We start from the raw sequence: 14,898 nt of genomic DNA, 5'->3' as shown, positions 1-14,898 counted from the left end.
GATGAAAGTAGCAATTATTTGCCCAATGGAAGAAGAAATTGGTTACTATAAGGAACACCTTGGATTAACGACTAGTGAAGTTGTAGGGCCAACAGAAATTTGGACTGCTAGCTATGAGGGCCATGACTTAATTGTCGCACGGTGTGGTATAGGAAAGGTCAATGCAGCAATTGCGACAACTTTAGTTGCACAAAGGCAACCAGATTTAATCATTAATACAGGTTCAGCAGGTGTTGTTTCTCCCGACCGTCAAATAGGAGACATTATCATTGGAGAAGCTACGATGTACCATGATGCGGATGCACGTGCCTTTGGCTATGAATTAGGACAAGTACCTACGATGCCAGCTCGTTATAAGGCACCTGAAAACTTGATTCAAGGATTCCTAGATGCTTATCATGAAACAGAATTAACAGCAACGCCAGGGTTAATTTTAACTGGTGATCAATTTATTGCTGATGTAGATAAGGTGAGCAGCCTGTATCAAACTTTTAGAGGTGCGCAATGTGCCGAAATGGAAGGTGCAGCGGTTGCTCAGGTGGCAAATCAGTTTGGGATTGATTGTATCGTTATTCGAGCTATTTCAGACACAGCGCAACAAGACGCGAATGTTATCTTTGATGAATTTGTGGTAACGGCTGGACAGAATGCTGCGAAGGTCACTTTGAGCTACCTCAAACACCTAAATTAACTTCCTATTGACGGAATTTAAGAATAATGGTATGATGAAAGGCGTGTAAAATAATGCAGCAAAATTGAAGCAAGCTCGTCAACATTTCAACCACTGACTTTAGGCAGTAAGCCAAGTAGTCTGCGGCTGCAGAAGACGAAAACGCTAAGGTGAAATGCACGAATGCGGTCAATTTAAAAGGTTATTTTACTCCAAAATTTTATTTTTATGGAGGAATATATAATGTCTCGTTTTACAGGATCTAACTGGAAAGTTTCTCGTCGTTTAGGTATCTCAATTTCAGGTACTGGTAAAGAAATCGCTCGTCGCCCATATGCGCCAGGTGAACATGGTAATGGTCGTCGTGCTAAATTATCTGAATACGGCTTACAATTACAAGAAAAACAAAAATTACGTTTCATCTACGGTTTGAGTGAAAAACAATTTGCTAACTTATTCGTTCAAGCTGGTAAAATCAGAGAAGGTAAACATGGTGTTAACTTCATGATATTACTAGAACAACGTTTAGATAACATCGTTTACCGTTTAGGTTTAGCGACTACTCGCCGTCAAGCGCGTCAATTAGTCAATCACGGTCACATTACTGTAGACGGTAAGCGAGTTGATATCCCATCATTCCGCGTTCAACCAGGTCAAGTAATTGCTGTTCGTGAAAAATCTAAAGACATTAAAGTAATTAAAGAAGCAGTTGAAGGTTTATACGGTCATGTACCTTACGTACAATTCGACGCTGAAAAATTAGAAGGTTCTTTAATTCGTTTACCTCAACGTGACGAAATGAACCAAGAAATCGACGAATCTCTAGTCGTTGAATACTACAACAAATTAATCTAATTTTAGATGATTTGTTACTGAAAAGGGTCGGGACATTGTTCCGGCTTTTTTTATTTAAATAATGTAATTTCTGTCGTTAGATACTATATGAAAGCACTACCATAATTTTAAAAAGTTTAATGGTATTTTATGATAACAACATCTGAAATACAATATTCACACCTCTTATTTGAAGTATTATTTTAATATAACGCATATTTTTTTTACTTAAATTGTGATAATATAGGGATTAAATAACTCTTAAAAATTTTATGAAAATATCAACGGATAGAAGGAGGCGTGCGTGTGCCATTTTTAATAGCATTATTAATCTTAATTATCTTGGTATTACTTGGTTACGGACTCATTTATTACCTAGGACGTAAACAGACACAAGCCAATATTGAACTAGATGAGCAAAAGCAAGAGATTATGTCTACACCGGTAGCGGACAAGCTATATACATTACGCAACAAGAATGTATCAGGAGCAACGCGTAGAGTTTATGAGAGTGAGCAAGCCAAATGGCAAACAATCACTCGTTTTCGTTTGCCAGAGATTGAGGCAGCGTTAGTATCTGCCCAAGATTATACGGATAAATATAATATCGTTAAAGCGAGAAGTGTAGCTGATGAAGTAGAAACCATTCTTGAAGAAACAAAAAATGAAGTGAGTGGTATTAATGACCGATTAACTGAAATACTAGCTAGTGAGAAAGCATCGGAAGACAAACACGAAGAAACATATGACCGTTATGCTGCTTTACGGAAGCAATTATTAGCACATGGTTATAAATTTGGCGATGCACTAGAAACCTTGGAGCACCATTTAGCTTATATTGAGCTTGATTTTACGAAATACCACCAACAAATGAATGACGGGGATTTCTTAGGTGCACAAGAAGTACTTGTACAAATTGATGCCGACTTGAATGAGCTGGAACAAATGATGGAAAAAATTCCAGATCTATATACTAAGTTAAATGAAGAGTATGTGGAACAAGTTGCTGATATGAAACAAGGTTTTGCGCATATGGAAGAGGAGCATTTCCAATTTCCTATTGATGTGGACATACCTAAAGAAATTTCCAATTCTGAAAAGAAAGTCGTAGAAGCTAAAAGAGCTGTTTCAGATGCAGATTTAACACAAGCTTCTGAATTAATGGAAGCAGCAGGCGTACAGATTGATCACACATATACTTTAATGGAGAAAGAGATCGCTTCTAGAGAGTATATTGGAAAAAATCAAGGAGCTGTGCAACGTCGCTTGGAGCAAGTTACACAAAGCAACCGCTATGGGGCTTTAGAAATTGATCGTGTATCTCAAAACTATTTGTTATATGATAATGAAATGGGCAAAATGCAAGAGTATGCTGATCAAATAGAAAGACAAAAAGAGCTACTAAAAACAACGGATGATCAATTAGCTGAACATCAAATTGCCTATTCAGACATGGAAGCACGTTATCGAGAAATCTATGATCAATTAACAGAAATTGATAAAGGGCAGTCAGCAATCGTTGTTGCTTTAGCTAACCTACGTCAAAGAGAACGTGATGCGCGTGATGATTTATACATGTTTGAATTGGATTTACGTAATATTAAGCGTTCAGTAGAGATTCACCATTTGCCAGGTTTAACAGATGATTACTTAGATTATTTCTTTGATACAAGTGATCGCATTGATCATTTATCAGAATTGCTAAACCGTGTCAAATTAGATATGTTAGAGATTGAAAAACTTACTGATCAAATTGCAAAAGGTATTGAGTACTTAGATGATGAAACTGAAAAGCAAGTACGTGCTGCACAATTAACTGAAAATGCTATTCAATACGCGAATCGTTTCCGCCCACAACATCCAGAGTTGAATGAGGTAATTGAACGGACCTATTACCTTTTTGATAAAGAATTTTTATATGAGGATGCTTTTGAAAATATCGCCCAAGCAGTTGATCTCATTCAACCAGGCGCTAGACAAGAAATCATTCAACAATATGATCAAGAAAATCAAGTACGATAATTTTTTATAGGGACCGAGATATATGCTCGGTCTCTTTGTTTTTGATTGGTTTGTCTAAGAAATAAAGACTTTAATTCAGTTACTTGCATTTTGCGATATATGCCTATAATATGTTAAGAGTTGAAAAGGGAAAAAGGAAGGAACGACCATGGCAGAAATGATTTATTTTGATAATAGCGCAACTACTAAAATTGCGCCGGAAGCATTACAAACGATGATACAAGTCATGCAGAATTATTATGGTAATCCATCTAGTTTGCATAAGTTGGGAAATGAATCAGCTAAACTATTAAATTCTGCACGAAAACAAGTTGCCGACTTACTTGGAGCACAGTCGCAAGAAATATTCTTTACCTCTGGTGGCACAGAATCGAATAATTGGGCCATCAAAGGAACAGCTATGGAAAAAGCTAAATATCATGGCAAACATATTATTGTTTCTGGTGTTGAACATCCATCTGTCCGAAATACGATGGAAGCATTGCACCAAGATGGCTTTGATATTACTTATCTACCAGTTGACAAATCAGGAAAAGTCCATGTTGAAGATGTAGCGGCAGCTATTCAAGAGAATACGATACTTGTATCTGTAATGGCTGTAAATAACGAAATTGGTACGATCCAACCTATCACTGAAATTGGTGATTTATTAGAAAAATATCCAACTATCCATTTCCACGTTGACGGTGTTCAAAGTGTGGGCACTTTCGAAAAACCACTTATTCATAAACGAGTGGATTTGATGAGTTTTTCTGCCCATAAATTTAATGGACCTCGTGGTATCGGCATTTTATATAAAAAACAAAATCGTGTAATCAGTCATCTATTGGATGGCGGGGGTCAAGAGATGGGCCAACGATCAACAACAGAAAACTTAGCGGGGATTGTAGCAACAGCAAAAGCACTTCGAATGGCTTTAACCGAAGCGAAAGCAGTAAAAACAAAAGAAAATGCAATGCAAGAAAAATTACGTACCTTTTTAGCGCAACACACAGATCTTGTACAAGTTTTTAGTCCAGGAGATGCAGCGCCACATGTATTATGCTTTGCATTAAAAGGTGTTAGAGGGGAAGTAATGGTTCATGCTTTAGAAGATGAAGATATTATCGTCTCTACAACTAGTGCTTGTTCAAGCCGAGCTGTGAATAATACTTCATCAACCTTAGGTGCGATGAAGGTTGATCCAGTTTGGGCTAAACAAGCTATTCGTGTAAGTTTTGGTAAGGAAAACACTATGGCAGAAGTAGATCGCTTTATTGAAGTTTATAGTCAACTAATGAAGAAATTTGAACGTATTCAATAATCTAGGAGGTAGTATGAAAGAATTAATCATGATTCGCTATGGTGAATTATCAACTAAAGGGAAAAACAAGCGAAATTTTGTGTCGACGCTAGCGAAGAATATCCGTGAAGCTTTAAGTGAGTATCCAGACATTAAGATCAATCAACAACATGACTTTATGTTCATGGAGTTAAATGGTGCGCCTCAGGAAGAAGTTTTATCTGGTTTGGAGAAAGTCTTTGGTATACAAAGTTTTTCACCAGCTATTGAATTAGCGCGTGATTTTGATTTATTAAAAGAAGCTGCCATAAAATTAGTGAAAGCAGAAATCGCTAAAAATGGCGTGCAATCTTTTAAAGTGGCGACCTCTCGTTCAGACCACAATTATTCAATGGATACAAACGATGTGAATCAAGCATTAGGTGGTTTTTTAGCAGAAGAATTTCCTGAATTAAAAGTCCAAATGAAGAAACCTGATTTAACTATTCGAGTAAAGGTACGCGAAAATGATTTCTTGGTTTCATCTGAGTGGATTAATGGAGCAGGCGGATTACCAGTAGGGACATCAGCGAATGCTGTTTTGATGCTTTCTGGCGGCATTGATTCACCGGTTGCTGGTTATTTAGCTATGAAACGTGGTATTAGAATTACAGCCGTCCACTTTGCTTCACCTCCCTATACAAGTCCACAAGCTCTAAATAAAGCTAAAGATTTAACTGAAAAATTAACTAAATTTGGCGGTTGGATCAATTTTGTAGAAGTACCATTTACGGAAACCCAGGAAGCCATTAAAGAGCATGTGAACCCAGCTTATTTAATGACCATTACCCGCCGGATGATGATGCGGATTTCAGATGAATTGCGTAAACAATACAATGGCTTAGCGATTATAAACGGTGAATCGATTGGCCAAGTGGCGTCACAAACATTAGAATCAATGTTTGCTATCAATGAGGTGACGAGCACACCCGTGATTCGTCCGGTTGTATCTATGGATAAGCTAGAAATCATTGATATTTCACAAAAAATCGATACCTTTGATTTATCTATTCAACCATTTGAAGACTGCTGTACTGTCTTTGCACCACCATCACCTAAAACCAAGCCAAAATTAGATGATATTGCCTACTACGAAGCGAAATTAGATATCGAAGGTTTGGTACAACGGGCTGTTGAAGGAGCTATGGGAGAGAAAATTATGCCTGGTTCACGCAGCAAGGAAGATTCGGAAGCCTTCAGTGACTTATTATAATGTAAGAGCTAACCCTTTTGAATTGAGTTCTTATTAAAGTTATTGTTATACTATTGATAGACTGAAGCTAATCAATCAAAGGAGGAATTAACATTATGGCAACTGTTACATTTAAAGGCGAAGTTGTAGAATTAGAAGGTACTCCGGTAGAAGTAAACCAAGTGGCACCTGATTTTGAGGTGAATGAAGTAAATGGTGGCAAAGTAAGTAAAGCAGACTTTGCTGGCAAAGTACTTTTATTATCCGTTGTACCAGATATTGACTCATCTGTATGTTCTATCCAATCAAATCGCATCAGCGACTATGCTAAACAAGCTGGTGAGGGCGTAGAAGTTGCAACAATATCTATGAATACTGACGAATCTTTATCTAACTGGAAAGCTGAAAATGATTCAGACATGCGTATGTTAAACGATGCAGCAGCATTCGGTAAAGACTACGGTATTTTCTTACCAGAATTAGGCAAGTTAGCACGGGCAATGTTCGTTATTGATAGTGAAGGTAAAGTTGTTTATAAAGAAATTGTAAACGAGGTAACAAACGAACCTGACTATGAAAGTGCTATTCAAGCAGTTGACGGTTTAGCATAAAAAGAATCATATCTTAGTCGGTTACAATTATCACTAGTGAAATGATCATAATAAATAAAAAGGGTCTACGATGCTATGTTGTAGACCCTTTATTTTTATTCAAATGATTTATAAACCAAAGTAGCTATATAGTGCAAAGCCTAAAGATAAAACGACTGATGATAACAGAAGGATTAACATTATCCAAGTAAAGATTTTACCCGTTTTCTTATCTTTTTTATCGTACATTTTATCGAAGCCACGTTTTTCTGGTTGATGTTTCTTTTGACCTTTACGCATATTAAAACTCCTCATTTTTATTCTCAATTATTATAACACAAAAATATACGCCTTTCTTCTGGTATCCTATCAATGTTTTTTTTCAAGATAGTGGTATAATGAGAGATGAATTATGAATAATCGCTAAAAATAAGCGTGAAATTTACTATGATTATGATGAGATACTTTTAAATTATGAGATTATTTGATACTATATGAGAAGGTTTTATCATCAAGTTGTTACCTTAAGGAGGAAAATAAATGACTGAAGCACATATTGGTGTTGTCGGAATGGCCGTAATGGGCAAGAACTTAGCATTGAATATTGAAAGCCGTGGCTATACGGTTGCTGTATTTAACCGTACTACTAGCAAAGCAAAAGCTGTTGTTGATGAAAATCCAGATAAAAACTTAGTTTTTGCTGAGACTATGGAAGCGTTTGTGAACTCATTAGAAAAACCTCGTCGTATCTTATTAATGGTACAAGCAGGTAAAGCAACAGATGCAACAATCAGTCAATTGATGCCATTATTAGACAAAGATGATGTGATTATTGACGGAGGAAATACATTCTTCCAAGATACCATTCGTCGTTCTAATGAAATTGACGGTTCTGGTATCCACTTCATTGGTATGGGTGTTTCTGGTGGTGAAGAGGGTGCTCTTAAAGGACCTAGCTTAATGCCAGGAGGCCCTAAAGAAGCATATGATATTGTGGAACCAATCTTGAAGCAAATCGCTGCTAAAGCACCTAGTGATGGCGAGCCATGTGTAACTTACATTGGTCCTAATGGCGCTGGTCATTATGTAAAAATGGTTCACAATGGTATCGAATATGGTGATATGCAATTAATCGCTGAAACATATGATTTATTACGTCGTCATTTAGACTTACCTGTGACAGAAATTGCTGAGTATTTTGCAGAGTGGAATACTGGTGAATTGGACAGTTTCCTAATTGAAATTACTGCAGATATTTTAACTAAACATGATCCAAAAACAGGTAAACCAATGGTTGATGTGATCTTAGATCGAGCTGGTAATAAAGGTACAGGTAAATGGACTTCTCAATCTGCACTTGATGTTGGTGTGCCATTACAAACAATTACTGAGTCAGTTTACGCGCGTTACATTTCAGCATTGAAAGACCAACGTGTACGTGCTTCTAAAGTATTAGCTGGTCCAGAAAACACAACATTTGAAGGTAGCAAGGAAGACTTCGTTGAAAAAATCCGTAAAGCGCTATACTTCTCTAAAATTATGTCTTACGCTCAAGGTTTCTACCAATACCGTACAGCGTCAGAGGAATATGATTGGAACTTGAACTATAAGGAAATCGCAGCAATTTTCCGTGCTGGATGTATTATACGAGCAGGTTTCCTAGAGAAAATTATGGATGCTTACGAAAATAATGCTGACTTAGAAAATATTTTACTAGACGAATACTTCATGGATATCGCAAAAGATTACCAACAAGCAACTCGTGAAGTAGCAGCTGAAGCAATTAAATCAGGAATTCCAGTTCCTGGATTTACATCAGCACTATCATACTATGATAGCTACCGTTCAGAAACTTTGCCAGCAAATATTATTCAAGCGCAACGTGATTATTTTGGAGCACATACCTATGAGCGTGTTGATGCTGAAGGTTCTTACCACTTATTATGGGATAAAGAAGAACAAATTGATGCTTAATTTTGGGTTTGCCCATGAATTTGTGCAGGAAATAGGGTGAAATTATGAGTGAAGAAAAAGCAAAACGTATCTTAATCGTTGAAGATGAAAAGAATTTAGCACGTTTTGTGGAATTAGAACTTAAACATGAGGGCTATGAAACAGAACTTGCTAAAGATGGTCGTATTGGACTTGAAAAGGCACAAGAAGGCGACTGGGATTTAATCTTACTAGATTTAATGTTGCCAGAGATTAATGGTATTGAAGTATGTCGTCGTTTACGTCCAACTTCAGATGTTCCAATTATTATTATGACAGCAAGAGATTCAGTGATTGACCGTGTATCAGGTTTTGACCATGGTGCGGATGACTATATCGTGAAACCATTTGCGATTGAAGAATTGTTAGCACGTATTCGTGCGTTACTTCGTCGTATTGATATCGAAGAAGAACAACAACACAGAAAACAAACAAAAATTACTTTCCGAGACCTTTCTGTTGAAAAAGAGAACCGTATCGTACGTCGCGGGGAAGAAATAATTGATTTAACAAAACGTGAGTATGAGTTATTGGTGATGTTAATGGAGAATGTTAATGTCGTCTTACCTCGTACTGAACTATTAAACAAAGTATGGGGCTATACAACTGAAGTTGAAACCAACGTCGTTGATGTTTATATTCGTTACTTACGAAATAAAATTGACGTTGATGGTCAACCAGGTTACATTCAAACTGTACGTGGCACAGGTTATGTAATGAGGACGCCAGAATAATGTTTGATAACGTTTTAAGTGATTTTAAAACAAAACTACAGCACCCATTTTCATTAATTTGGAAATGGGGCTTAGTTTTATCTAGCTTGTTTTGGTTGGCCTTGAGTGTGAGCCCCATCACATCAAACATTCAAGAACAACAATCATTAGAGCAAGATTATATTACTGAAGTTACACAAATAGATACATACTTACAAACTTATTTAAATTCATTAGCGACACGCCCTGCTTCAGAAGTCCGTGAATCATTCCAATCAAGGATGGCCATTGAAAATATTTCTCTAGAGGACTATCTAAACGAACATGGTGTAAAGATTCAAGTTTATAATGAAAATGGTAATTTAATATATAACTCAGGTAATACAGTCGACAATTATTCAACAAGTAGAACAATGGGTAGAACACGGTCTGATGAAACAGGTGATTTCTTAACATATCAATTACTTTATGATGGATCAGACCAAATTGGTTATTATTTTGCTACATTTGAATACCAACAAGTACGCGATCAACTTTCAAATAAACGTACTGAATTAATTATGATTGTAGGGATTAATTTATTCATCGCGATTGTGGTTGGTTTTAGTGTAGCTTATGTATTTATTCAGCCAATTCAAAAAATGAAACGATTTTTGAAGAATATTACCGCAGATAATATTGCTGATCGTCGTTTAAATGTTTCAGAATATCGTGGTGAAATTACTGAAATTTCTGAAAGCATCAACCAAATGTTAGATCAAACGAGTGAGTATATAGACCAACAAATCCACTTTGTTGAAGATGTATCGCATGAATTGCGTACACCTGTAGCGATTATTGAAGGACATTTAAATATGTTAAATCGTTGGGGTAAGGATGATCCAGAAATACTAGAAGAGTCGTTATCGGCATCTGTAAATGAACTGGAACGTATGAAAGTACTGGTTCAGGAGATGTTAGACCTATCACGTGCTGGTCAAGTAGATACGCAATACTATGATAAGACAACATTAATTAACGAAGTGATTAATCAAGTATACCAAAATTTCAAAGTCTTATACCCAGACTTTCAATTCTTCTTGGAAAATGACTTGCGACGTAATTACGAAATTCAAATCTACCGTAGCCACCTTGAGCAAATACTGATTATCTTATTGGATAATGCGGTAAAATATTCAACAGATCGCCAAGAAATCCATATCTCAGTCGCGACAAATGCTGTAGATTATATTGAAATCGCTATACAAGACTTTGGAGAAGGGATGTCTCAGGAGGATCAAAATCGTATTTTTAATCGATTCTATCGAGTAGATAAAGCAAGATCACGCGAGCGTGGTGGGAATGGTTTAGGATTATCTATTGCTAAGGAATTAATTAAAGGATATAAAGGGTCTATATTTGTAGAGAGTGAGCTAGGGCATGGCTCTATTTTCCATGTACGCTTCCCAATTTTAAATACTTTAGATGAAATTTCTGCAGCTGATCGTGAAAGAATTGATCTATTGCTAGAGGAAGCAGCAACTGATGAGGATAATCATTTAATTTAATAAACCATGACAGGAGGCTGAGATAAAAATATCTCAGCCTCCCTTTACTATAAAAGAACGTTCATAATCAGGTTTCAAAAGTCAGTATTGTCCGACATCTCCCAAATGTCTCCAATAACATTTCATTATTGAAGACATTTGGTCTAGTAAGTCAATTCTAAACGACTGTTGTCTCATCTTCCTTATTTTAATGTATAGAAGAAAGGGGCTGTGACCAAAGATGTAGCAGATTATTCATTTGTTGGTGGGGTACCAACAAAATAGCTAAAAGAAATTCCGAATGATGTTGCATAGCCTCTAAAAATCGCGATCAGTAGTCTTTTAGAGCGATAGATTATATTTAAGATATTCTTCACTAACTTTCTAATGTGAGCATTTTTAATAAGATAAATGATAAAAATGAGTAAATAATCTCTATATTTTATAACAGTAACGATGTGTAATAATGATAATAATGGTTGCTTTTAAAAAGTGCTTGATTAACAAGGGTTTTGGGTTATCAAACTGTACTAGTACAACTTATCGCCTTGTATCATTTTTTGTATAGTAAAAACAATATTGTACTAAAAACGGCCTATTTTTGGTAAATTAGTGACATCACAATGAATATTTAGAACAATTCATTGGATTCAACTGTTTTAAGTGCTATGATTTCAATTGTGATATTTTTAAATCAAATGGAGGGTAATCTAAATGTCAGATAATAAAATTAGCATCGGTTTAGCAGTTATGAAGATCTTAGAATCTTGGGGAGCAGATACTGTTTATGGTATTCCTTCAGGTACTCTAAGCTCATTGATGGACGCAATGGGTGAAGAAGAAAATAACGTTAAATTCCTACAAGTGAAACACGAAGAAGTAGGTGCTATGGCTGCAGTAATGCAAAGCAAATTCGGTGGTAACCTAGGTGTTACTGTTGGTTCTGGTGGTCCAGGTGCGTCTCACTTAATCAATGGTTTATACGATGCAGCAATGGATAATATCCCTGTAGTAGCAATCTTAGGATCTCGTCCACAACGTGAATTAAACATGGATGCATTCCAAGAATTAAACCAAAACCCAATGTACGACCACATTGCAATTTACAACCGTCGTGTAGCATATGCTGAACAATTACCAAAATTAGTTGACGAAGCTGCACGTATGGCGATTGCAAAACGTGGTGTAGCAGTATTAGAAGTTCCTGGTGATTTCGCTAAAGTTGAAATTGACAATGACCAATGGTACTCATCTGCTAACAGCTTACGTAAATATGAACCAATTGCTCCGGCAACAGCAGATATTGACGCAGCAGTTGAATTATTAAACAAGGCTAAACGTCCAGTCATTTACGCTGGTATTGGTACTATGGGTCATGGTCCTGCAGTTCAAGAATTAGCGCGTAAAATCAAAGCGCCTGTTATTACTACTGGTAAAAACTTTGAAACTTTCGAGTGGGATTTCGAAGCGTTAACAGGTTCTACTTACCGTGTAGGTTGGAAACCAGCTAACGAAACTATCCTAGAAGCAGATACAGTATTATTTGCAGGTTCTAACTTCCCATTCGCAGAGGTTGAAGGCACTTTCCGTAACGTTGAAAACTTCATCCAAATCGATATTGACCCAGCTATGTTAGGTAAACGTAACCACGCTGATGTGGCTATCTTAGGAGATGCTGGTTTAGCAATTGACGAAATCTTAAACAAAGTTGATGCTGTTGAAGAGTCTGCATGGTGGACAGCTAACTTGAAGAACATCGCTAACTGGCGTGAATACATCAACAAGTTAGAAACTAAGCAAGAAGGTGACTTGCAATTCTACCAAGTGTACAACGCAATTAATAACCACGCTGATGAAGATGCAATTTACTCAATCGATGTTGGTAACTCAACACAAACATCTATCCGTCATTTACACATGACACCTAAGAATATGTGGAGAACTTCTCCTTTATTCGCTACAATGGGTATTGCTATTCCTGGTGGTTTAGGTGCTAAAAACACTTATCCAGATCGTCAAGTTTGGAATATCATCGGTGATGGTGCATTCTCAATGACTTATCCAGATGTAGTAACAAACGTTCGCTACAACATGCCTGTAATCAACGTAGTATTCTCTAATACTGAATATGCCTTCATTAAAAACAAATATGAAGATACAAACAAAAACTTATTCGGTGTAGACTTTACTGATGTAGACTATGCTAAAATTGCTGAAGCACAAGGTGCTAAAGGATTTACTGTAAATCGTATTGAAGACATTGATCGTGTAATGGCTGAAGCTGTGAAAGCTAACAAAGAAGGCCACACGGTAGTTATTGACTGTAAGATTACTCAAGATCGTCCAATTCCTGTAGAAACATTGAAATTAGATTCAAAACTATACAGCGAAGACGAAATTAAAGCTTACAAAGAACGTTACGAAGCTGAAAACTTAGTACCATTCAGAGAGTTCTTAGAAGCTGAAGGCTTAGAGTCAAAATACATTAAATAATCGCTATTAACAAATAGTATATTCATCCGAGAGAAGAACAGGTTGGGATTTTCCCAACCTGTTTTTGTGTATAGCAATTTATTGTAAGAAAGGGCTATACAATATTTGGTTCTAAGTTGATTATTGTGTTCAAAATTTTCTAATCAAGCTTGATAGGTTTTCTGTACTTTTATCTAGGTATAATAGTTTTGTAATTATGTTACAATTTACCTAAACAAGATGGAGGTTTTCCTATGACGAATAAGAAAATATTAACGACACATGTTGGTTCTCTACCAAGACCAAAAGCATTATTAGAGGCAAATGAACGTCGTGCTAAAAATGAAATTTCAGAAGAAGAATATAACCAAATTATCCAAGAGTCGGTGAATGAGGTAGTAGCTAAACAGAAAGCTTTGGGTATTGATATCGTAAATGATGGAGAATACGGACATATTACATCAGGTCCAGTTGACTTTGGCGCTTGGTGGAACTATTCATTCTACCGTTTAGGTGGTTTAGAGATGACTGACCAAGACCGATGGGCAAATCCAGAGAAGATTCGTTCAACGCCAGGAAACATTAAGTTGACATCTTTTCCAGATCGTCGTGATCGAGAGAAGTTTAGAGAAGCCTATGAAGATCCCGATTCAGGCGTTTTAGGTAAGCGAAAAGCAGTTGGAAATCCGGTATTCAGTGATAAGGTAACTTATATTGGTCAAGATCAGGTAAAGCGTGATGTTGATTACTTAAAAGCAGCTTTAAGAGAAAATAATATAGATAAAGGATTTATTGCAGCTATATCACCAGGGTCAGCAGCACGATTACAGGACAATTATTATGATGGCGATCAAGAAGCGTTGTTGAATGATCTAGCAGATGCTTTACATGAAGAATATAAGGCTATTACAGATGCAGGATTTATCGTTCAATTGGATGCACCAGACTTGGCTGAAGCTTGGGATCAAATCAATCCAGAACCTTCAGTAGAAGACTTTCAAAGATGGTTGCAACTACGTATTGATGCCATCAACCGTGCTTTAAGGGGGATTGATCCAGATTTAGTCCGTTTACATATTTGCTGGGGATCATGGCATGGGCCACATACAACAGATATTCCATTAGAGTATATTGTTGACCAATGTTTACAGGTAAATGCTGCAGGATTCACTTTTGAAGCATCTAGTCCACGCCATGCCCATGAATGGAAAGTATGGGAAAAAGCAGGACGCTTAAAAGAAGGTCAATATATTATACCGGGTTTAGTATCTCACTCAACTAATGTTGTTGAGCATCCGGAATTGATCGCTGAACGTTTAATTCGTTTTGGTGAAATTGTGGGGCCTGAAAATGTGGTTGCTTCTACTGACTGTGGTTTAGGTGGTCGACTACACGAACAAATTGCATGGGCTAAATTAGAATCTTTAGTAGAAGGAGCAGCTATTGCTTCCAAACATTTTTATGGCGAATAGAGCATAAGTGAATATTTACAATTTGATCCCTCAAAATCGTTAAAAATTACATAAGAAATGCCTTCTAACCGGTGTGATGAAACCGAATTAGAAG

The 14,898-nt window shown here is 36.6% G+C and carries 12 protein-coding genes; 11 read left to right on the top strand and 1 reads right to left on the bottom strand.

The genetic code is table 11. The annotated features are described in order from the left end of the window. Window position 1: 1 nt before the first annotated feature. From HMPREF3116_RS04260 to HMPREF3116_RS04235, 6 genes are all read left to right on the top strand, one after another. Entirely contained in the window at window positions 2-691 is a 690-nt protein-coding gene (locus tag HMPREF3116_RS04260; RefSeq protein ID WP_070467945.1) for a 5'-methylthioadenosine/adenosylhomocysteine nucleosidase, read from the top strand. A 222-nt stretch (window positions 692-913) separates the two neighbouring features. Further along, window positions 914-1,525, top strand: a complete 612-nt coding sequence (gene rpsD / locus HMPREF3116_RS04255) for a 30S ribosomal protein S4 (RefSeq protein ID WP_070467944.1) — start codon at window positions 914-916, stop codon at window positions 1,523-1,525. A gap of 285 nt (window positions 1,526-1,810) precedes the next feature. Beyond that, window positions 1,811-3,526 carry a septation ring formation regulator EzrA gene (locus HMPREF3116_RS04250; protein WP_070467943.1) on the top strand — a complete coding sequence of 572 codons (1,716 nt, stop codon included), beginning with the start codon at window positions 1,811-1,813 and terminating at the stop codon, window positions 3,524-3,526. A 157-nt stretch (window positions 3,527-3,683) separates the two neighbouring features. Further along, window positions 3,684-4,829: a cysteine desulfurase family protein gene (locus HMPREF3116_RS04245; RefSeq protein ID WP_070468012.1), complete on the top strand. Its 1,146-nt coding sequence runs from the start codon at window positions 3,684-3,686 to the stop codon at window positions 4,827-4,829. Window positions 4,830-4,842: 13 nt separating this feature from the next. Beyond that, window positions 4,843-6,060, top strand: coding sequence for a tRNA uracil 4-sulfurtransferase ThiI (gene thiI / locus HMPREF3116_RS04240; protein WP_070467942.1), 1,218 nt, complete (start codon window positions 4,843-4,845; stop codon window positions 6,058-6,060). A gap of 95 nt (window positions 6,061-6,155) precedes the next feature. Continuing rightward, complete coding sequence (locus HMPREF3116_RS04235) at window positions 6,156-6,650, top strand: thiol peroxidase (protein ID WP_070467941.1); 495 nt, start codon at window positions 6,156-6,158, stop codon at window positions 6,648-6,650. Between the two features lie 108 nt (window positions 6,651-6,758). Here HMPREF3116_RS04235 and HMPREF3116_RS04230 read toward each other — a convergent pair whose 3' ends face one another. After that, the gene (locus tag HMPREF3116_RS04230) at window positions 6,759-6,929 is read right to left on the bottom strand and encodes a MerR family transcriptional regulator (RefSeq protein WP_083272757.1); all 171 of its coding nucleotides are present in this window, start codon (window positions 6,927-6,929) and stop codon (window positions 6,759-6,761) included. A 240-nt stretch (window positions 6,930-7,169) separates the two neighbouring features. Here HMPREF3116_RS04230 and gndA point away from each other — a divergent pair, with 240 nt between their 5' ends. The 5 genes from gndA to HMPREF3116_RS04205 all read left to right on the top strand — a co-directional run bounded on the left by gndA (window position 7,170) and on the right by HMPREF3116_RS04205 (window position 14,804). Beyond that, the gene (gene gndA / locus HMPREF3116_RS04225; protein ID WP_070467939.1) at window positions 7,170-8,603 is read left to right on the top strand and encodes an NADP-dependent phosphogluconate dehydrogenase; all 1,434 of its coding nucleotides are present in this window, start codon (window positions 7,170-7,172) and stop codon (window positions 8,601-8,603) included. Between the two features lie 44 nt (window positions 8,604-8,647). Beyond that, on the top strand, window positions 8,648-9,355 hold the full coding sequence (locus HMPREF3116_RS04220) for a response regulator transcription factor (RefSeq protein WP_070467938.1): 708 nt from the start codon (window positions 8,648-8,650) through the stop codon (window positions 9,353-9,355). Then, window positions 9,355-10,881 carry a sensor histidine kinase gene (locus HMPREF3116_RS04215; RefSeq protein WP_070467937.1) on the top strand — a complete coding sequence of 509 codons (1,527 nt, stop codon included), beginning with the start codon at window positions 9,355-9,357 and terminating at the stop codon, window positions 10,879-10,881. Before HMPREF3116_RS04220 ends, HMPREF3116_RS04215 begins: the two co-directional genes overlap by 1 nt. Window positions 10,882-11,574: 693 nt before the next feature. Continuing rightward, window positions 11,575-13,353, top strand: a complete 1,779-nt coding sequence (spxB, locus tag HMPREF3116_RS04210) for a pyruvate oxidase (RefSeq protein ID WP_070467936.1) — start codon at window positions 11,575-11,577, stop codon at window positions 13,351-13,353. 233 nt (window positions 13,354-13,586) lie between these two features. Then, a complete protein-coding gene (locus tag HMPREF3116_RS04205; RefSeq protein WP_070467935.1) occupies window positions 13,587-14,804 on the top strand; it encodes a cobalamin-independent methionine synthase II family protein in 1,218 nt (405 codons plus the stop codon). Window positions 14,805-14,898: the final 94 nt, after the last annotated feature.

This window comes from Aerococcus sp. HMSC10H05, from assembly GCF_001806975.1.
Lineage (GTDB): Bacteria > Bacillota > Bacilli > Lactobacillales > Aerococcaceae > Aerococcus > Aerococcus viridans_B.
Note: the sequence above shows the minus strand (reverse complement) of the source record. Positions and strands in the feature narration are given on the sequence as shown.